Annotated in this window: 19 protein-coding genes; 10 read left to right on the top strand and 9 right to left on the bottom strand. The window is 72.9% G+C overall.

Features of this window, described 5'->3' with window-relative positions; all coding sequences use genetic code 11:
- Window positions 1-256: 256 nt before the first annotated feature.
- Entirely contained in the window at window positions 257-1,606 is a 1,350-nt protein-coding gene (locus AB0G15_RS24065; RefSeq protein WP_362843638.1) for a histidine kinase, read from the top strand.
- A 25-nt stretch (window positions 1,607-1,631) separates the two neighbouring features.
- The gene (locus AB0G15_RS24060) at window positions 1,632-2,288 is read left to right on the top strand and encodes a response regulator transcription factor (protein WP_362843635.1); all 657 of its coding nucleotides are present in this window, start codon (window positions 1,632-1,634) and stop codon (window positions 2,286-2,288) included.
- A 166-nt stretch (window positions 2,289-2,454) separates the two neighbouring features.
- Here AB0G15_RS24060 and AB0G15_RS24055 read toward each other — a convergent pair whose 3' ends face one another.
- Window positions 2,455-2,982: a GNAT family N-acetyltransferase gene (locus AB0G15_RS24055; protein ID WP_362843632.1), complete on the bottom strand. Its 528-nt coding sequence runs from the start codon at window positions 2,980-2,982 to the stop codon at window positions 2,455-2,457.
- A 258-nt stretch (window positions 2,983-3,240) separates the two neighbouring features.
- On the opposite strand from AB0G15_RS24055, the gene AB0G15_RS24050 reads away from it, so the two are divergent.
- From AB0G15_RS24050 to AB0G15_RS24040, 3 genes are read left to right on the top strand one after another with little or no spacing between them, the layout of a single operon-like run.
- Window positions 3,241-3,981 carry an alpha/beta hydrolase gene (locus AB0G15_RS24050; RefSeq protein ID WP_362843629.1) on the top strand — a complete coding sequence of 247 codons (741 nt, stop codon included), beginning with the start codon at window positions 3,241-3,243 and terminating at the stop codon, window positions 3,979-3,981.
- Complete coding sequence (locus AB0G15_RS24045) at window positions 3,974-5,215, top strand: acyltransferase family protein (protein WP_362843626.1); 1,242 nt, start codon at window positions 3,974-3,976, stop codon at window positions 5,213-5,215. Before AB0G15_RS24050 ends, AB0G15_RS24045 begins: the two co-directional genes overlap by 8 nt.
- Before the next feature lie 60 nt (window positions 5,216-5,275).
- A complete protein-coding gene (locus AB0G15_RS24040) occupies window positions 5,276-5,929 on the top strand; it encodes a biliverdin-producing heme oxygenase (protein ID WP_362843623.1) in 654 nt (217 codons plus the stop codon).
- Between the two features lie 66 nt (window positions 5,930-5,995).
- On the opposite strand, the gene AB0G15_RS24035 is transcribed toward AB0G15_RS24040, so the two are convergent.
- A complete protein-coding gene (locus AB0G15_RS24035) occupies window positions 5,996-6,367 on the bottom strand; it encodes a DoxX family protein (protein ID WP_362843620.1) in 372 nt (123 codons plus the stop codon).
- A 94-nt stretch (window positions 6,368-6,461) separates the two neighbouring features.
- On the opposite strand from AB0G15_RS24035, the gene AB0G15_RS24030 reads away from it, so the two are divergent.
- From AB0G15_RS24030 to AB0G15_RS24020, 3 genes are all read left to right on the top strand, one after another.
- The gene (locus AB0G15_RS24030) at window positions 6,462-7,118 is read left to right on the top strand and encodes a helix-turn-helix domain-containing protein (RefSeq protein ID WP_362843617.1); all 657 of its coding nucleotides are present in this window, start codon (window positions 6,462-6,464) and stop codon (window positions 7,116-7,118) included.
- 53 nt (window positions 7,119-7,171) lie between these two features.
- Window positions 7,172-7,786, top strand: coding sequence for a TetR/AcrR family transcriptional regulator (locus tag AB0G15_RS24025; RefSeq protein WP_362843614.1), 615 nt, complete (start codon window positions 7,172-7,174; stop codon window positions 7,784-7,786).
- A gap of 264 nt (window positions 7,787-8,050) precedes the next feature.
- Window positions 8,051-8,983, top strand: coding sequence for a class I SAM-dependent methyltransferase (locus AB0G15_RS24020; protein ID WP_362843611.1), 933 nt, complete (start codon window positions 8,051-8,053; stop codon window positions 8,981-8,983).
- Window positions 8,984-9,064: 81 nt separating this feature from the next.
- On the opposite strand, the gene AB0G15_RS24015 is transcribed toward AB0G15_RS24020, so the two are convergent.
- Window positions 9,065-9,787, bottom strand: coding sequence for a hypothetical protein (locus AB0G15_RS24015; RefSeq protein WP_362843608.1), 723 nt, complete (start codon window positions 9,785-9,787; stop codon window positions 9,065-9,067).
- Window positions 9,788-9,828: 41 nt separating this feature from the next.
- Between AB0G15_RS24015 and AB0G15_RS24010 the strand changes: the two genes are divergently transcribed.
- A complete protein-coding gene (locus tag AB0G15_RS24010; RefSeq protein ID WP_362843605.1) occupies window positions 9,829-10,455 on the top strand; it encodes a helix-turn-helix domain-containing protein in 627 nt (208 codons plus the stop codon).
- Window positions 10,456-10,484: 29 nt separating this feature from the next.
- On the opposite strand, the gene AB0G15_RS24005 is transcribed toward AB0G15_RS24010, so the two are convergent.
- From AB0G15_RS24005 to AB0G15_RS23985, 5 genes are read right to left on the bottom strand one after another with little or no spacing between them, the layout of a single operon-like run.
- A complete protein-coding gene (locus AB0G15_RS24005; protein ID WP_362843602.1) occupies window positions 10,485-11,345 on the bottom strand; it encodes an STM4011 family radical SAM protein in 861 nt (286 codons plus the stop codon).
- The gene (locus AB0G15_RS24000) at window positions 11,342-12,775 is read right to left on the bottom strand and encodes an STM4012 family radical SAM protein (RefSeq protein WP_362843600.1); all 1,434 of its coding nucleotides are present in this window, start codon (window positions 12,773-12,775) and stop codon (window positions 11,342-11,344) included. Before AB0G15_RS24000 ends, AB0G15_RS24005 begins: the two co-directional genes overlap by 4 nt.
- Window positions 12,766-13,572 (bottom strand): STM4013/SEN3800 family hydrolase, encoded by an 807-nt coding sequence (locus tag AB0G15_RS23995; protein ID WP_362684352.1) that lies wholly within the window; start codon window positions 13,570-13,572, stop codon window positions 12,766-12,768. The genes AB0G15_RS24000 and AB0G15_RS23995 overlap by 10 nt, the downstream gene beginning before the upstream one ends.
- Window position 13,573: 1 nt before the next feature.
- A complete protein-coding gene (locus AB0G15_RS23990) occupies window positions 13,574-14,866 on the bottom strand; it encodes an STM4014 family protein (RefSeq protein WP_362843597.1) in 1,293 nt (430 codons plus the stop codon).
- Window positions 14,863-15,834 (bottom strand): STM4015 family protein, encoded by a 972-nt coding sequence (locus AB0G15_RS23985; RefSeq protein WP_362843594.1) that lies wholly within the window; start codon window positions 15,832-15,834, stop codon window positions 14,863-14,865. The genes AB0G15_RS23990 and AB0G15_RS23985 overlap by 4 nt, the downstream gene beginning before the upstream one ends.
- Before the next feature lie 254 nt (window positions 15,835-16,088).
- On the opposite strand from AB0G15_RS23985, the gene AB0G15_RS23980 reads away from it, so the two are divergent.
- On the top strand, window positions 16,089-17,516 hold the full coding sequence (locus AB0G15_RS23980; RefSeq protein ID WP_362843591.1) for an MFS transporter: 1,428 nt from the start codon (window positions 16,089-16,091) through the stop codon (window positions 17,514-17,516).
- Window positions 17,517-17,519: 3 nt separating this feature from the next.
- Here AB0G15_RS23980 and AB0G15_RS23975 read toward each other — a convergent pair whose 3' ends face one another.
- Window positions 17,520-18,749 carry a cytochrome P450 gene (locus AB0G15_RS23975; RefSeq protein WP_362843589.1) on the bottom strand — a complete coding sequence of 410 codons (1,230 nt, stop codon included), beginning with the start codon at window positions 18,747-18,749 and terminating at the stop codon, window positions 17,520-17,522.
- Between the last annotated feature and the right edge of the window lie 106 nt (window positions 18,750-18,855).

Below are 18,855 nucleotides of genomic sequence, written 5' to 3'. Positions count from 1 at the left end.
TGAAACGTTCAGCGACGGCGGGTGCACGGGGAACACCCCAAGGAGAGCGAGGGCGTGGCCGCTCCTCTCTCCTTCGCGGCTCCGCCAGGGAATCCTTCGCGGCTCCGCCCGGAAGTCCTTCGCGGCTCCGCCCGGAAGGCGATCCGGCGTGTGGGGCGACCGGCGAACCGGTCCGGGCACGGTCCGAGCCCACCGGACGGCGCGGGTTCACTCCCCGGTCGTATGTCGGAGGTCACCCCCTGGTGGGATGCGGGTCATGGCCGCGCCGCCTACGCTGATCCGGGTGATCCCCAGCCCCGCGCGGCAGTTCCTGGCACGACATACGCGGCGGGCGTGGGAACCCGCCGTACGGCTGGCCCGCCCGCTCACCGAGGCGCTGGTGACCGGTGTGCCCGACCCGGCCCGTCCCCGATCACGCCGCCTCACCCGCCGCGTGCCGCGCGCCCTGGGGTTGCTGCCGTTCCAGCGGATCGACCTGGTCCTGCTGGGCGACCTGGCGCTGACCTTCGTCCTGTTCGGCGGCGGCCTGTCCTACCTCCAGACCGAGGCGGCCACGGCCCGCTCCTCCCTCGACCAGGAGGGGCTCATGTTCGCGGCCCTGGCCTTCTCCCTGCCGCTCGCGCTGCGCGACCGGTGGCCGCTGGCCGCCTGGCGGTCGGCCTTCCTGCTCGTTCCCCTGGGGACGGTCGTCTCGCGGCAGTTCCTCCACGAGGTCCCCTACACCGCGGCCGCCTCGATCATGTACATACTCGTGGTCTACGCGGCCGCGGTCCGCAGCGAGCGGCACATCACCGTGGGCGTGTGGATCGTCTCGTTCCTCGGCGCCTGGATGATCCACCCCAACTCGATGGCCCTCGTCGTCGGCACGGTCTCGGTGACCGTCCTGTTCGGCTACAACGTGCGTACCCGGCGGCTGGCCGCCGGGCTGCTGGCCGAGGAGGAGCGGCGCAGCGAGCGGGCCCTGGCGGGCCAGGCCGCGCTGGAGGAGCGGGCCAGGATCGCCAGGGAGCTGCACGACGTCGTCGCCCACCACATGTCGGTGATCGCCATCCAGGCCGAGGCCGTCCCGCTGCAGGCGGCCGGGGACGCGCGGCGCCTGGAGGAGGGGCTGAAGGAGATCCGCGCGCTGTCCCTCGCGGCCATGACCGAGATGCGCCGCGTGCTGGGCGTCCTCAGGGAGGGGGACGGGCTCGCCGACACCGCGCCGCAGCCGGGCCTCGGCCGCCTGGAGGAGCTCGTCGACACCGCGCGCTCCGCCGGGCTCGACGTGACGCTCAAACTCATCGGTGACCTGGCCGGGCTCCCCACGGCGGTGAGCCTGTCCGCCTACCGGATCGCCCAGGAGTCGCTCAGCAACGCCATGCGGCACGCCCCCGGCTCCACCGTCTCGCTGAAGGTCGCCCGGTACGGCGCCGAGCTGCACGTCCAGGTGACGAACAGTGCCGGGCACCGATCCTCCAAGGAACCAGGACACATGGGACACATGGGACACGGCCTGGTCGGGATGCGGGAACGGGTGTCCGTGCTCGGCGGGAGACTCTGGGTTGGCCCGACCGGGACGGGCTTCGCGGTCACCGCCATACTGCCGATCACCGAGGACGCATGACCCCCTCCCTGTTCAAGGAGCTTCGATGACGATCCGGGTGCTCATCGCCGACGACCAGGGCATGGTACGGACCGGTTTCACGGTGTTCCTGAGCTCGCAGCCCGACATCGAGGTCGTCGGCGAGGCCGCCAACGGCGCCGAGGCCGTGACACGGGTGGCCGAGCTGCGGCCCGACGTGGTGCTGATGGACGTGCGGATGCCGGTGATGGACGGCCTCGCGGCGACTCGGGAGATCACGAGGTCCGTCGACCCCCCGCCGAGGATCCTGGTCCTGACGACGTTCGACCTCGACGACTACGTGTACGAGGCGCTGCGGGCCGGGGCGAGCGGGTTCCTGCTCAAGGACGCCTCCGCGCAGCAGCTCGCCGAGGCGGTCCGGGTGGTGGCGGCCGGGGAGGCGCTGCTGGCGCCCTCGGTGACCAGGCGGCTGATCGCGGAGTTCGCCCGCATCGGCCCGAGCCGCCCGCGCGGGCGGCTGGACGACATCACCGAGCGCGAGACGGAGGTGCTCACCCTCATCGCGCGGGGCAGGTCCAACCAGGAGATCGCCGAGGAGCTCGTGCTGTCGGAGCAGACCGTCAAGACCCACGTCGGCCGGATCCTCGCGAAGCTGAACCTGCGCGACCGCGCCCAGGCGATCGTCCACGCCTACGAGACGGGCCTGGTCCGGCCGGGCGAGTGAAGCCCGGAGACGGCCCGTCGTCCAGGCCGGGACGCGGCGCGAAGCCAGGACAGCGGCGGGATCGAAGGGAGGTCGTGGCTTCCCCGGTGTTGCGACCTTCGCGGGCTTTCAACGCGCGAGCTTTCAAACGGAACCTCCGGCGTCCCGCTCCCTGAGGCGCCCGCCGCTACGGTCGCCCGAGGCGGTACAGGACGTGGGAGCGCAGCGGGTGGCCTTCGGGCACCGCCGGGTGGTCGAAGTCGTCGGCCGGGTCGCGGGCCATGCCCAGCCGTTCCATCACCCCGCGCGAGCGCGCGTTGCGCACTGGCGTCATGGAGACGATCTCGTTCACCCCGGCCACCGCGAAGCCCTCGGCGACGGCCCGCCTGGCCGCCTCGACGGCGTACCCGTGCCCCCAGGCGTGCCTGGCCAGCCGCCAGCCCACCTCCAGGGCGGGGGTGAAGGGCGCCTCGAACCGCTGCCACGCCAGCCCGGTGAAGCCGATGAACCGGCCCGTCTCCCTGACCTCAAGCGCCCAGAGCCCGTAGCCGTGCTCGTCGAAGGCCCGCTCGATCCTGCCGACCATGGCGTCGCTCTGCGGCCTGGTCAGCGGGGCCGGGAAGTGCTCCATCACCTCGGGGTCGGCGTTCAGGGCCGCGAACGGCTCCCGGTCGTCCTCCCGCCATCTGCGCATGATCAACCGTTCCGTCTCCATCCGGCCGAGTTTATCGCCGGGCCCGCGCACGGCGGCGTCCCCCGGCACGAGATCGGCCCGGGATCACCCCGGTACGGAAGCGGCGTGGAGGCGGCACGGATCCGGCACGGGGCCGGCACAGGGCCGCCCCGGAAGGGCACGGGTCACCCTCCTGGCCCCCGAGGGGGACGAGGAAGGTGACCGCCTCGGGGTGACGCGGGTTACAAGCCGTGATTCCTAGCGTTCTGTCCGGTTCCTCAGACCGGACAGGAGGCTCCCATGTTCCGCCGCTCGCTCGCCGTGGCCGCCGCCGCGGCGCTCGCCTACGTGACGGTCCCGCCGCCCGCGGGCGACCGGGTGGTGCGGGTCTACGGCGATCTCGGCACGGCCGAGCACGTCGCGGTCGTCGTCCCCGGCTCCGACACCACGGCCGCCACCTTCGACGGCGGCAGGGCCAGGCCGTACAGCACGCCGGGGGGCGGGGCGCGGGCGCTGCTGGCCGAGGCGCGGGCGCTGGACCCGGGGGCGAGGCTGGCGGTGGTCGCCTGGCTCGGCTACGACAGCCCGGCGACGCTCAGCCTCGGCGTGATGACCGGGGAGGCCGCGGAACGGGGTGCGGTGGAGTTGCGGCGGTACGTCACCGGGACGCTCAAAGGAAAACGGGTCAGCCTGCTGTGTCACAGCTACGGCTCGGTGGTGTGCGCCGGGGCCGTGCCCGGTTCCGGGGTCGCGGACACGGCCGTGTTCGGCAGCCCGGGGCTGGGCGTCTCGTCGGCCGCCGAGCTGGGCGGCACCCGGTTGTGGGCGGGCAGCGGCGCCGGCGACTGGATGCGCAGGGTGCCCAAGCTCAGGGTCGGGCCGCTCGGCTTCGGTCCCGATCCCGCCGCCCCGGCCTTCGGCGCCCGCCTGTTCGGTACCGGTTCCGCCGGGCACAGCGAGTATCTCCGACCGGGCGGCGAGTCCCTGCGCAACCTGACCCTGATCGCGCTCGGCCGTGGCGGCGAGGTGTCCCGTGGCTAGTCTCGCGGCCGGGATCGAGGCGTCCACCCCCGAAGGCAGGGACCGGGGGGTGGACGCGCTGCGGGCGCTGGCGATCGTGGGCGTGGTGCTGGGGCACTGGCTGGTGACGGCGTGGGCGCCGGGCGCGGCGGGGGCGGTTCACCTGTCCAGCCCGCTCGCCCACCTGCCGGGGTTCACGCCGCTGTCGTGGGTGTTCCAGACGCTGGCGGTGCTCTTCTTCGTCGGCGGCTACGCGGCGGCGCGCGGCCTCCGCTCGGCGGCGCGCGCGCCGAGAGCCCGCGAGCCCTTCCACTCAGCGGTGACGCGCGGGCCGGACTCCCCATCGAGCGGTACGTGCCCCGGGGCGGCCCGCGGTTCGCGCCAGGAGGCCGGGGGCGGCGCGTACCGGGCCGGAATCTGGGTGCGGGCCAGGATGGGGAGGCTGCTGGGGCCGACGGTGCCGCTGGTCCTGGTCTGGGCGGGGATCGCGGCGGGGATGGCGCTGCGCGGGACCTCGGCGGGAACGATCAGGGCGATGCTGGTCCCGGCGATCGGGCCGCTGTGGTTCCTGGCCGTCTTCGCCGCACTGACCGCCGTCACCCCCCTCCTCCTGCGCGCGCACCCGGGCGTCACGGCCGCCGTGGCGTTCGCCGTCGTGCTCGGGGTGGACCTGGCGAGGTTCCGGCTCGGCGCCCCCGCCTGGATCGGGTGGGCGAACCTGGCGGCCGGGTGGCTGGTGCCGTACGCGCTGGGGATCGCCTGGGCTCGCGGGATGCTCGGCTCGCGCCGGACGGCGGCGGGTTTGCTGGCCGGCGGGGCGGCCGGGGCGGCGCTGCTGGTCGGCGGGGCCGGGTATCCGGCGAGCATGGTGGGCGTGACCGGGCACGCGGTCTCCAACCTCAGCCCGCCCAGCCTGGCCGCGGTCTGCTTCGGCCTCGCCCAGGTGGGGCTGGCGCTGCTCGTCCGCGCGCCGCTGGCCCGGCTGATGCGGCGTCCCCTGCTGTGGGCGGGGGTCGCGCTGGCCAACCTGTCGGCGATGACGCTCTTCCTGTGGCACCAGAGCGCGGTGGTCGTGCTCGCCGTCGCCGCCCTGCGCTTCGGCGACGTGCCCGGCCTTCTCGCGGTGCCCGACGAACCGGTCTGGTTGCTGCACCGGCTGGGCTGGTTCCCGGTGTTCGCGGCGGTTCTGGCGCTCGCCTGGCTTCTCCGGTCAACGCGCAGGCGATTTAATGACAGGGTGTCGTCATCGGCTTGACGAGGTGGCGTGGTTTTTGTGACACTGCGTCATAAAAGGTTTCCTCGTCGCGGAGTGATCATGAGCGAAGCGCCCTTCTCCGAAGTCCTCAGGAACGCCACCTGGGGTGATCACGAGTCCGCCGAGGACGAGAGCTACCTCAAGGCGCTGATGGCGGGCGACCTCAGCCCCGAGGCCTACGGCGAGATGGTCGCCCAGCACTACTTCGCCTACGTGGCCCTGGAGAACGCCTCCCGCTCGCTGGCCGCGGATCCCGTCGCGGCACCGTTCGTCATTCCCGAGCTCTACCGGGAGGAGGCACTGGTCCGCGACCTGGAGACGATCTACGGGTCCGGCTGGAGGTCCAGGATCGAGCCGTCCAAGCCGACCCTGACCCTGGTCGCCCGCATCAACCAGGCGGCCACCTGGCCGGGCGGTTACGTCGCCCACCACTACACCCGCTACATGGGCGACCTGTCCGGCGGGCAGTTCATCCGGATGGAACTGCAGAAGATCTACGGCTACCAGCCGGGCGGCGGCGTCGACTTCTACCTCTTCGACGGGATCGGCAGCCTGCCCCGCTTCAAGAACGAGTACCGGGCCCGGCTGGACGCGCTCCCCCTGAACGAGGCCGAGAAGGGGCGGCTGATCCGCGAGACCAGGCTCGCGTACCAGCTCAACACCGAGGTCCTGGGCGAGCTCGGCCGGGTGGCCCGGTCCGGGCTCGCCGCCTGACCTCGCCCGCCTCGTCTCAGAAAGACCTCGCCCGCCTCGCCCCGGAAGGAGCTCGCCCGCCTCGCCTCAGAAGGAGTAGGGACCGAAGCGGCCCCAGGCCACGAAGGCGGCCAGCACGAGGAGCACCACGTTGACCACGATCCCCGGATACTCCTTGCGCCGGAGGTGCACGACGAGGGCGCCGATCATCGTGATCACCAGGGCCGCGGCGGCGATCGGGGTCAGGACGGGCAGGATGCCGGTGGCGGCGGGCAGGACGAGACCGATCCCGGCCAGCACCTCGAGGATGCCGATGATCTTGACCTGGCCGTCCGAGAAGTCCTCCACCCAGGGCATCTGGCCCGACAGGCTCTCGCGGGACTTGGTGGCCTTGATGAGACCGGCGAAGAAGAAGGCTCCGGCGAGCAGGATCTGCACGAGCCAAAGGGCGACGTTCATGGTGTTCTCCGAGGGGATAAGTGAAGGCAACCCTTCGCTTGGGGGGCTACCGTAGCATAACCGCAGGATGGCCTTCGCTTTGTAGAATCGGTACATGGACGCGTGCAAGAGGCGGGGATTGCGCAAGGACGCCGAGATCAACCGGGAGCGGATCGTGGCGGCGGCGCGGGTCGCGTTCCGCGAGGGGGGGCTCGACGTGCCCCTGGAGGAGATCGCCCGCCGGGCGGAGGTGAACATCGCCACCCTCTACCGGCGCTTCCCCGACCGCGAGGCGCTCATCGAGGCGATCCTGGCCGACCGCATGACCGAGTTCGTCGAGGCCGCCGAGGCGGCGGAACTCGCCGGCGACCCGTGGGAGGGGTTCGCCGGGCTGGTCGAGCACATCTGCGGCATGCAGGCCGCCGACCAGGGGGTGACCGAGGGTCTCACCTCCTGCTTCCCCGGGGCGGCGCTGGAGTCGCCGAGGGCACGGGCGCTGGCGGCGGTCGACCGGGTGATCGAGCGGGCCCGCCGCTCCGGGACGCTGCGCGCCGACTTCACCGGCCAGGACCTGATGCTGATCATGATGGCCAACGCCGGGGTGCTCGGCTCCACGCGCTGCGCCGCCCCGGAGGCGTGGCGGCGGCTGATCGGCCTGATCCTCGACGCGTGCCGCGCCGGCCGCGCCGACCGGGCCGCCCCGCCGCTCCCCCCGGCCCCCAGCGCCGAGGACATGCGCAACGCGATGCTCACGGCCCGTCTCCATCGCTGACCCCGCCCCGGGCCCCGCCTGACGAGGTGCCGGTGCTGTGCGACCATGGGGCCATGCCCCGGATTTCGGCCGCGACCATCGGCGAGCACCGCCTCCAGACCCAGGATCGCATCCTGCGGGCGGTCTCGCGTCTCTCCCGGGACCAGGGCATCGACGCCATCTCCATGACCGACGTGGCGAACGAGGCCGAGATCACCCGCACCGTCCTGTACAACTACTTCCCGGACAAGGCCGCGCTGCTGCTCGCCTTCACCGAGCGGGTGACGCACTACTTCATCGACAGCTACGAGCGGGAGCTGCCCGGCCGGGCCTCGCCCGCCGAGCGGCTGCGGGTCTTCGTCAGGCTCCAGCTCGACGGGCTGCTCGCCCACCCCCATCCCGGTCCCGCCGACCTGTCGGCGGCGCTGGGCCCCGACGCCTACCAGCGCCTGGCCGACCACGTCGAGCCGATGCAGCGCATCCTGACCGGCATCATCGACAGCGGCGTGTCGTCGGGCGACTTCCGGGCCCCCGACGTGGCCGCCGCCGCCCGGATCATCCTCGCCGTCATCGGCGCCGAGCGGATGCCGCTGCTCCGCGGCGAGGTGACGCCCGAGGAGGCCGAGAGGATCGTCTCCGGTTTCGTGCTCCGCGGCCTGGGCTCCGCGAGCGTCCCCGACGGGATCTGAGCCCAGGCCTGGGCTCTCCGAGCGTCCCCTGACGGGAGCTGAGCCTCCCCAGGCCGTACGCGTGCCGGCGGCCGGGACCGTCCGGCCTCTCCGACGTCCGGCCCTCCGGCGGAGCAGGACTCCCCGAGGTCAGCCGGTGCGGGAGAGCCGGCGCGGGCCACCGGGTGAGCGGCGGCCGACGGCCACGTGTCGTGCGGGCACACCGTGGGCGACCATCAGGCCAACACTCGCCGGACCGCCCTTCCCGGTTGCTAGGGTCCGCCCATGTCAGCAGTGAAGGCAGAGATCACCCCGAAGTCACTCGACCGGATCCCCGGTTGGTTCTGGGGCACCGACCAGCGGCTCTTCGAATGGATCCTGTCCGGGCAGGCCACGGAGAACTCCCCCGGCGACCTGCTGGAGCTGGGAACGTACCTCGGCAAGAGCGCGGTCATGATCGGGGCGCACGCGCGTCCCGGTGAGGTGTTCACGGTCTGCGACCTCTTCGAGTCCGAGGCGCCCGAGGCGGCCAACGACGCCGAGACGAGCCGGTCCTACTCCGCGCTCACCCGGGACAGGTTCGAGGAGAACTACCTCACCTTCCACGACGCGCTCCCGCGGATCGTGCACGGCCCGACCTCGATCGTCCTCGACCACGTCGCGGCCGAGTCGTGCAGGTTCGTCCATGTGGACGCCTCGCACCTGTACGTACACGTACGACAGGACGTCATGTCGGCCAGGAAGGTCCTGCGTCCCGACGGGATAGTCGTCTTCGACGACTACCGGAGCGTGCACACGCCCGGGGTGGCGATGGCCGTCTGGGAGGCGGTGGCGAACCTGGGCCTGGCGCCGATCTGCGTCAGCACGCAGAAGCTCTACGCGACCTGGGGGGACGCGGCCCCGGTCCGGGAGCGCCTGCTGCGCTGGCTGGAGTCCCGCGAGGACCTGTGGCACACCACGGACGCGTTCGACGGCTGGGAACTCGTCCGAGTCAACCAGATCAAGAAACCCGCGCCTCCCGCGGGTGACGCCGCCACGCTGAGGAAGCTCGGCGAGGAGCTCCAGCGCACCACGGCGGAGCTGAGGAAGGCGATGGCGGAGTCACGGGCCGCGACCCAGGCCCTGAAGAAGGCCACCTCGGAGATCAGCCTGGCCGGTCCCGTGGTGCGGCGTGCCGTGCGGTGGACCCGCAGGGTCGCCCGACGCGGACGCGCCTGATCCGGACGTCGCCCCTGTCGCCGCCGGATCGCTCACGATCGCCCGGCCTGCCCGCGCGGGTGCCTCCGCCCGGCGGCGTCGTCACGGTCGGCCGGCGCCCGGAACGCTCCCCGTAGGATCAGTCTGGTTCAGGCGGATCAGGGTGACGCCGTACGCGACGATCCAGACGACCCACATCAGCCAGCCGGCGAGGCCCAGGAGACCGAGCGGTCCGGTGCGGTCGACGACCAGCGGGGTGAGGGTGGCCGAGCCGAACAGCAGCGCGGCCGAGATCAGCCCCACGGTACCGTGCCACGGCCGGATGAGACCGGCGCGCAGGCCGGCGACGGACAGGCCGATCAGGGCGAGGGCCAGGAAGGTGCCGTTGAGGGTGAACAGCGCGTCGTGCAGGACCCACAGTCCCCCGGTCACGGAGCTGTGCCGCGCGGTCGTCGACGTGAGCGCGAGGCGGATCGCGATGACCGCGGCGAAGGTGACGTTCTGCAGGGCCAGGCCGGTGAATCCGAGCAGTGACCACGCCTCGTCCCGGCCGCGTTCGAAGCGCCGCAGCACGGAGACGGCACCCGCGCCGAACAGCGTGGCCAGCAGCCAGGCGGCGGGGGTGAGCGCGGACGCGACGGCGACGACGTCGCCCCGGGTGCCGAAGAACGCGTCGACCTCGCCGATCTCGGCACCGGTGAGCGGCAGGCCCGCGGGCACCATGATCGCGTTGGCGAGGACGATCGTGGCGGCGAAGCCGATGGCGGCGATGCCGGTGATCCGGGGGAAGCCGAGGGCGGCCTCTCCGTGAGATTTACGCAACATATATTCATTATAAGCGTCGTAAAGTCATTGAGGGGGAACCGGTGAACGCAGAGCCGGACCGGCGCCGTTACGACTCGTTGCGCCGGGCGACGCAGGCGCGGGAGACCCGGGTGGAGATCGCCGGCGCCGCCCGCAGGCTGTTCGTCTCCCAGGGGTGGGCGGCGACGACCGTGCGGGAGGTCGCCCGCGAGGCGGGAGTCTCGGTGCCGACGGTCTACGCGGCGTACGGGAACAAGGCAGGGCTGACCCGGGCTCTGGCGGACGCGGCGGACCTGTCGGCCGACGTACCGCGGATGCTGGAGACGCTGGAGGCCTCGGCGGCGGATCCCGGGCGGCAGCTCGCGGCGATGGCCGCCTACGACCGGCGGCTGTTCGAACGCGCCGGTGACGTCATCGCGCTGGTCCGCGAGGCGGCCCGCACCGAGCCCGAGCTGGCGGCCGCCTACCGCGAGGGCCGCGGACAGGGTGACAGGACCCGCGAGCTGGTGTTCTCGTCCTGGCCGGACGGCGTCCTGCGACGTGGTCTGGACGTGCGCTCCGCCGTCGACGTCTACGCCGCCCTGTGCAACATCGACGTCTACACCACGCTCACCGTCGAACGCGGCTGGTCACCCGACCGCGTCGAGCGGTGGTGGAGCGAGGCACTGGCTCGCGAGCTCCTGCGCTGACCTCCCCTCCGCGACGGCCCGGCAGCCGCTCAGCCCGGCGGGAGACGGGCGGGGATCCGCTCCAGGATCCCCCCGGCGAAGACGTCGTAGAGGCCGGTCGTCTCCAGGTGCACGTAGCCGATGTGGCAGTCGCACATCACCGCCGGGCATGCCGCGGCCCTCGGGCTGAACGTGCCGTCGTAGAGGTTGCCGAGCACGGCCGGGACGAAGTGGCAGCGCCGCACGGTGCCTTCGCCGTCGACGGAGATCACGCTGTCTCCGGTACGGCAGGGCAGGCCCGCGCTCCGGTGCGGCGTCCGGCTGTGGTGGAACAGCGGGTCGATCGCCGTCCAGGCGTCCGCCTCGTCATCGGTGTAGACGGCGCCCTCCGCGGCGTTCACCCAGACGTACACCTCCCCGGGCAGGTCGGCCCGGACACGGCGGGCCTGGCCGAGGTGCTCGGGCAGCCCGACGACGCCGACGCTGAAGCGGACCCCGCGCGCGACGAGGTCACGGCAGCGGCCGAGGAAGCGCTCGTAGCGGACCTGGCCGGGGTGGTAGGTCACCCAGAGGGCGAGCGTGTCCAGGTCGGCCTCGGCCAGCCAGCCGGGCCGGCAGCTGAAGTTGGTCTGGATGGCGACCCGCCGCACGTGGGGCAGGTGGCTCAGCTCGACCATCGCCCGGCGGTACCACGAGCGGACGAGACCCTCGCCCCAGGGGGTGAACAGCACCGAGACCGGGTGGTCCCGCCCGGCCACCCACGCGGTGAACCGCTCCAGCGCCGCCCGGTCCCTCGCCAGCTGCCCGCGATCGTCGCGCCGCTTGGCGAACGGGCAGTAGGGGCAGTCGTAGTCGCAGCTCGCCAGCGGCCCCCGGTAGAGGATCGTCAGCTCGCCCACCCGCGTCGTCACCGGTCCTCGTATCGGGCCATCAGGGCGCGGACCCTGCCGGAGAACAGCGCGGGGCCGATCGCGTCGGAGTGGGCCAGGCCCTCGGCGGTGAGCCGGAGCCGGCCGGGCTCTGCGCTCCCGCCCCCGGGCGGCGGGGCGTCGAGCTCCAGCAGGCCCCGCGCCGCCAGGCGCTCCAGCTCCGCGCCGAAGTGGGCCTCGGGACCGGCTCCGAAACGGTCGCGGTAGGCGACGGGGTCGAGACCGTCGGCCTGGAGCAGCGACTGGATGAGATGGCGGCGGCGCCGGTCGTCGTCGTCCAGCCGGAACCCCACGTTGGCGACCGCGAACTCCCCGGGGGCCAGGCGCACGTAGTCGTCGATGATCGCGCGCACCTGGCCGGCGCCGACCGCGTACTCGTAGGAGTAGTGCAGGCCGGAGGTGTAGGAGCGGGCACCGCAGCCGAGGCCGACCATGCCGTCGCTCTGGCAGGTGTACTCGGCCGGGCTCGCGCGCCCGGGGAGCCGGAACATCCGCATCGAGACCTGCTCGTACCCGGCGGCGAGCAGATGGTCGCGACCCTGGCGGTAGAGGGTGAGGCGGTGGTCGTCCCAGTCGCGGGCACGGCGCCCGAGGCCGGTGAGCGGGCGGACGTACAGGGGGTAGAGGTAGATCTCCTCGGGCTTCCAGGCGAGCGCGGCGTCCAGCGAGTGACGCCAGGACGCCTCCGTCTGCCCGTCGATGCCGTAGATCAGGTCGATGTTGAGCGCCTCGAACCCGGCCTCGCGGATCCGGCCGAGCGCCGTCTCGACCTCCCGCCGCCGCTGCGGCCTGACCGCCGCGCGGGCCTCGGCGTCGACGAAGCTCTGCACGCCGATCGAGACGCGGGTCGCCCCCCGCTCTGCGAGGACGGCGAGCCGGTCGGCCGTCGCGGTCGCCGGGGAGGTCTCCACCGACATCGGCACGGCCCGCAGGTCGGCGCCCGTGATCCGCTCGGTGAGGTCGAACATCCGGGTGAGCTCGGCGGCGCTCAGGTAGGTCGGCGTGCCGCCGCCGACGGCCGCCGCCGCGAAGCGGGGATCGCCCAGGGCGTCCCGTACGGCGCCCGCCTGGCGTTCCAGCGCGTCGAGATAGGCGGCGACGAGCTCCTCGGGGGCGCCGGTCCTGGTGAACAGGTTGCAGAACCCGCAGCGCATCTCGCAGAACGGGATGTGCAGGTAGAGGAAGAGGCGTTCGACGGGCTCCCCCGCCCACACCTCGGCCAGCGACGGCCGCGGGTCCAGCGGCCGGTAGGCCGTCTTGTGCGGGTACGCGTAGACGTAGCCCTGGTACGGGCCCGCCTCCGCCGGGGCGTCGGCGGCCGGGGACGCCGCGGAGAGGGGCAGGACGGGAGGTGCGGCGCGCCCGCCGTCCGCCGTCCGCGGCACCCGGCCGGAACCCGCGCTCATCGCCATTGCCCCCGCTCCATCGTGAACTCCCCGTAGGGCACGGTCCAGACGACCTCGTGACCGATCCTGTGCCCGGTGTATCCGTCTTCACCGTAGGCGGTGCCGTGATCGGAACAGACGATCGCGAATCCCGGCCGCCGGTCGCTCATCAGCGCGAACAGCCTGCCGATGTGCCGGTCGACGTATTCGAGCGCGGCGGCCTGGCTCCGGCGGCTGTCGCCGTGCTCGCGGGTGGCCCCGGGCAGGTGGAACCAGTTGGGCTGGTGCAGCGCCGAGACGTTGACGAACAGGAAGACCGGCCGGTCGGCTCCCGCCACCGCCCGCTCCGCGCGGGCGATCTGCGCCTCGAACGAGGCGGGCGCGGTGACCCCGAACCCCGGCTCCCAGTGGCTCTCGGCGAACATCCCCGGCAGCGCGGACCCGAGCGGGGTCAGCTTGTTGAAGAACCCGACGCCCCCGACGCAGACCGTGTGGTAGCCCGCTCCCGCCAGCCCCGCGGGCAGGTCGGGGGCGTCGAACACCCAGGTGCCCGGGGCCGTGGTCTCGCTGCCGGGGAACGCGGCGGCGAACGGGCGGGGGTGCGGTCCCGGCGCGACGGGGGTCGGCAGGAAACCGGCGAGGATCGCGGCGTGCGCCGCGTAGGTGAAGCTCCCCGGGCTGTGCCGGCGCTCCCAGCGCCCGCCGGGCAGCGCCCGCGCCAGGGTGGGCAGCCGCCCGGCGGCCATCAGCTCCTCCGCCACGTCGTACCGGAGGGTGTCGAGCGTCACCAGCAGCAGGTCGTGGCTGCCCACCACCTCGTTCATGTCACGCACGGGGCCTCCCGCTCTCCCGCCGGGGCGTGCCGGCCTCTCGCGGGGCGTACCGGTCTTCCGCCGGGGTGCGCCGCTCTTTCACCGGTGCGCACCTGGTCCCCGCCGGGACGTACCGGTCTTTCGCCGGGGCGTGCCGGGTGAGGATCGCGCGGACCTGGGCGCCGTAGGTGTCGAGGCCCTCGGCCCCGCTACCGGGCAGGCCCTCCAGGCGGGGGAGCAGATCGCCGAACGCGTTGACCTCGGCCACCGCGAACTCCCGCCAGTCGACCCCGATCATCAGATCGACCCCGACGGCCAGGCTCCCGGGGAAGCGGGCCGCCGCCCGCGCGCAGATCTCCAGGGCCCGCTCCCACCCGCGGGGGCCGAGGCCGGCGACAACGATGCTCAGGTCACCCCGTACGCCACCGAGGTGGAGGTTGGTCATCGGCCCGCGGCTCGCGCGGACGACCGCGTGGGTGGGCGTGCCGTCCACGACGACCACCCTCAGGTCGATCGCGCGCCCGCCGACGCTCGCCTTGGGAAACCAGCGCTCGACGTGGAGGCCGTCCCGGGCCAGCAGGTCGACGATCGCCGCCAGGTCGGCCTCGTCCTCGTAACACCTGAGCCGCAGGGAGTTGTGCAGCTCGCCGGAGACCGGCTCCGCCGAGGTCACCGCCCTGACCCGGCGGCCCGACGCGTGCAGGGCGATGATCCCGGAGGCCGACGAGCCGTGGGCCGGTTTGACGAACACCCGGCCCCAGCGGGCCTCGCCCATCCGCTCGCGCAGCTCGGCGTAGCCGCCGACCGGCCCGGCGAGGGCCGGCGGCACCGGCACCCCGGCCGCCGACAGCCTGGCGTGGCACAACCGCTTGTCGAACATCACCGCCACGTCCTCGACGTCGGCGAGCAGCACGGCCCCCGGCGTCGCGGCCACGGCCCGGCGCACCCGGTCGGCCCCGGCGACGAACCCGGCGTGCCAGCGGGCGCCGCCGCCGACCCTGGACGGCTCGCCGGGACCGCGCAGCAGCGCGTCCGCCTCGGCGTCCTCCCCGGGCGAGTCGATCCGTACGAGCGTCCCCGGCTCGATCCCGATCTCCTCGCCGCGCAGCACGGACGTCCACGGCACGACGGCGGGCTCGGCCAGCCCCTGCCGGGCACAGGCGTCGGCGAACATGGTCACCCGCCGGTCTCCCGGCGTGCCGACGACGGCGATCGCGGGGACTCGACGGTCGCCGTCAGTGCCACCGGCGGCGATCGCGGGCACCCGCCGGTCTCCCGGCCTGCCACCGGCGGCGATCGTGGTCACTCGGCGACCGCGACGTAGCGCCACTCGCCGTCGGCCTCCTTCTGGCCGGACACGTCGAGCTCGACGCCGGAGCCGGAGAACGCCGCCGTGAGACGCCCGACCATGGCGTCGGTCAGGTAGTGGTGGTGCAGGTCCAGGCGGGTGAGGTGGGTCAGGGGCTGTCCCGACAGCAGGGCCTCGGCGCCCCGGTCGGTGAGCACGCCCATCGCCTGGGAGAGCGACTCCAGCCGGGCCACGACGGGGGCGGAGGCGACGAGGGCGGCGACCTCGTCCTGGATCTCGCTGTCCTGCAGCCCCAGGTGCCTGAGCGCGGGCAGCCTCTCGCCGGACAGGATGTTCTCCAGGTCGGCGGCGGTGGTCTCGCCGCCGTACTCGCTCGTGCCGAGCCAGGCCTCCAGATACTCGAGCGCGGGGAACTCGCTCATGCCGACCCCCCTGACCACGGAGGCGGGCAGCCCGCCCGCCTCGAAGCGCAGCACCCTGAGGTGCTCGTGCCGGACCGGCCGCAGCTCCAGGCCCGTCCCGCCCCGGACCTCCAGCCGCTCCAGCAGCGGGAAGGACTCCAGCAGCGGCGTGACGTCGCTCTGCTGGATCCAGGAGATCTCGCACTCCTCCTGCGGCATCGCGGCGAAGAAGAGCGAGCGCAGGGCGGGGAAGCGCGCCGCGCTCTCCGCCAGCAGCCGGACGGGAGCCGACGCCTCCTTCTCGTAGGCGTCCTCCCAGCCTCCGACGATGAGCGCCCTGACCTCGGCGGTGTCGACGGTCTCGATGAAGCGCGCGAAGTGCTCCTCGAAGGTCTCCTTGGCGTCGTAGACGCGGACCGAGACGCGCCACGCCGCCTCGCCGGCCGGGGGGTGGGGGGCGCCTGGAGGGCGCAGGCTCACGATGGGCAGGCCCGCGTAGTCTCCCCGGTAGAGACCGTCGACGTGGTCGTTGAACTCTGTGTGGTCCAACTCTGTGTGGTCCATCGGAGACTCCCCGTCAGGCTCGACTGTGTCACGACCGTCCTACCAGAGGCGCGCGACACTTCCGGCCGTACCGCCGAGGTCACTCCCCTGATCCTCCGGAGCCCTGCCCGGATCCTCCGCGACCATTTCCGAAAACGCCCACGGGATTACCGGCGAGATCCTTCCGGGGCCGCTCGCGTGATCGCCTCCGGAGGCGTTCGCGGGGGCTCTGACACCGGTCAGGCCAGTACGCGCGGTCGGCGATGATGAACGGCATGGACAATGGTCACATCCGTTTCGCCTCCGCGAAGGGCCGCTGGGTTCTCCTCACCACCGTGCTCGGCTCCGGCATGGCCATGCTGGACGGCACGGTCGTCAATGTGGCCCTGCCCTCGCTCGGCGCCGATCTCGGCGCCGACATGGCCGGCCTGCAGTGGACGGTCAACGCCTACACCCTCACCCTGGCGGGCCTGATCCTGCTCGGCGGATCACTCGGGGACCGGTACGGCAGGCGCAAGGTCTTCCTGGTCGGCGTCGTCTGGTTCGCCGTCGCGTCGGCCCTGTGCGGCCTGGCGCCCAACGTGGAGACGCTGGTCGCGGCCCGCGCCCTGCAGGGCGTCGGCGGCGCGCTGCTCACCCCGGGATCCCTCGCCATCATCCAGGCCTCCTTCGACCGCGGGGACCGGCCCAGGGCGATCGGGGCGTGGTCGGGCCTGGGCGGGGTGGCCGCGGCCATCGGCCCGCTGCTCGGCGGGTGGCTGGTGGAGACGGCCGGATGGCGCTGGGTGTTCCTGATCAACCTGCCGCTCGCGGCGCTCGTCGTGGCGGTCGCCGTACGGCACGTCCCGGAGAGCAGGAACGCCTCGGCGGGCGGCCGGTTCGACGTCCTGGGCGCGGTGCTGGCGGCGCTGGCGCTGGCCGGGATCACCTACGGCCTGATCGACCTGGAGATCGTCCCGGTCGCGGCGGGCGTGCTGCTGGGCGCCGCGTTCGTCTGGCTGGAGATCAGGCGCTCGCCCGAGGCGCTCGTACCGGTCGAGGTCTTCTCCTCGAGGGTGTTCACCGCGGTCAACGTCGTCACCTTCATCATGTACGCCGCGATGGGCGTGGTGTTCTTCCTCCTGGTCGTCCAGCTGCAGGTGTCGGCGGGCTTCTCCCCGGTGGTGGCGGGGACCTCGATGATCCCGGTGACGATCCTGATGTTGCTGCTGTCGTCGCGCGCGGGCGAGCTGGCCAAGCGCCTCGGGCCCCGGCTGCCGATGACGGGCGGCATCCTGGTCTGCGCCGGGGCCCTGCTGCTGATGTCGCGGATCGGCCCCGGCTCGTCGTACGTGGTGGACGTGCTGCTTCCGGCGACCCTGTTCGGGCTGGGCCTGTCGGCGGCGGTCGCGCCGCTCACCGCGACGGTGCTGGCCACCGCCGCCGAGCGCCATGCGGGGGTGGCCAGCGGCGTCAACAACGCCGTCGCCAGGACCGGCGGGCTGCTCGCGGTGGCCGCGATCCCCCCGCTGGCCGGGCTGACCGGCGACGCCTTCGACTCCCCCGAGATCTTCACCGCCGGATTCCACACGACGATGCTGATCAGCGCGGCGATGCTGGGCGTCGCCGCGCTGATCACCTTCCTCACCATCCGGGAGAACGTGCTGATCCAGGAGGAGACGAAGCTGGGCTGCCCGGTGACGGCCCCGCAGCCGGGCAAGTGAACCTCAGAAGGTGAACGCCTGGCTCCTGACGCTGTTGTCGAAGTTGGACACCAGCAGCTCGGGCTCGCCGACCGAGCGGATCTCCGGCAGCCGGGTGAACAGCGCGCGGAACATCGCCTTGATCTCCTGCCTGGCGAGGTTGGCGCCCAGGCAGAAGTGCGGCCCGGGGCCGCCGAAGCCCACGTGGGGCTTGGTGTCGCGGGTGATGTCGAACCGGTCGGCGTCGGGGAAGACCGTCTCGTCGCGGTTGGCCGAACCGTAGAAGAGCACGACCTTGTCGCCCGCCTTCAGGTGCAGGCCGCGCAGGTCGTAGTCCTCGGTGACGGTACGGCGGAACTGCATGATGGGCGAGACGTGGCGGACCATCTCCTCGATCGCGCCGCCGATGTGCGCGTCGAAGTCTCCGGCCAGCAGGCTCCGCTGCTCGGGGTTGTCGGTCAGCAGCTTGATGCCGTGCGCCATGGTGTTGCGGGCCGTCTCGTTGCCCGCCACGAGCAGCAGCGTGAAGAACGACCCCAGCTCGCGGTCGGTCAGCCGCTCGCCGTCGACGTTGGCGGTGACGAGCGCCGAGACGAGGTCGCCCCGCGGCTCCCGCGCGCGCTCCTTGCCCAGGTCGATCACCAGGCGCTGCAGGGCGAGCAGCGCGAGCGTGTTCTGGGCGGCCATCCTGACGGTGTGCGCCAGGCTGGGCCGCACGCCGGAGTAGGCGGTGGAGATGTCGACGTGCTGGTGGACCTTGGCCCGCACGTCGTCGGGGACGCCCATCATGTCGCAGATGACGTGGATGGGCAGCTTGGCGGCCACCTGGCCGACGAAGTCGCCGGGCCCCGAGGCGATCACGTCGTCGACGATCCGCGCGCACGCGGCGTCGATGTCGCCCTGCAGGTTGGCCAGCATCTTCGGGCTGAACGCGCGGGAGACGATGCGGCGCAGCCGGGCGTGCCGGGGGTCGTCCATGTTGACCATGGACTCGCCGAACACGTGTTTGACCCAGCCGGGCGGCTCGGGACTGGTCACGCCGGGCTCGCTGGAGAACACCTTGGCGTTGCGGCTGGCCTCCACCACGTCGGCGTGCCGGACCAGCGCGTAGAAACCCTTGCCCGAGCGGAGCAGCGGGACCCGCTTCTCCTCGAAGAACACCGGCTTGTCGAGATCCCGAAGCCGCGCGAACGCCTCATGCCGCTCCTTGAGCGGCCGCCGCCAGAATCCCAGGTCGGCCAGGTCGATTTCCATCAAATTCTCCCGAGGGGACTGTCGCCTTCAGGCGACGGAATCGGGGGCGGAAGGGCCTCCAAGGCCCGCGCGTGCCTTGACCGGTCGGGTCCGCGCATCAGAGTTC

Source organism: Streptosporangium sp. NPDC023825, from assembly GCF_040639575.1.
Classification (GTDB): domain Bacteria; phylum Actinomycetota; class Actinomycetes; order Streptosporangiales; family Streptosporangiaceae; genus Streptosporangium.
The sequence above is the reverse complement of the archived record's forward strand: the minus strand, read 5'-3'. Positions and strand labels throughout refer to the sequence as shown.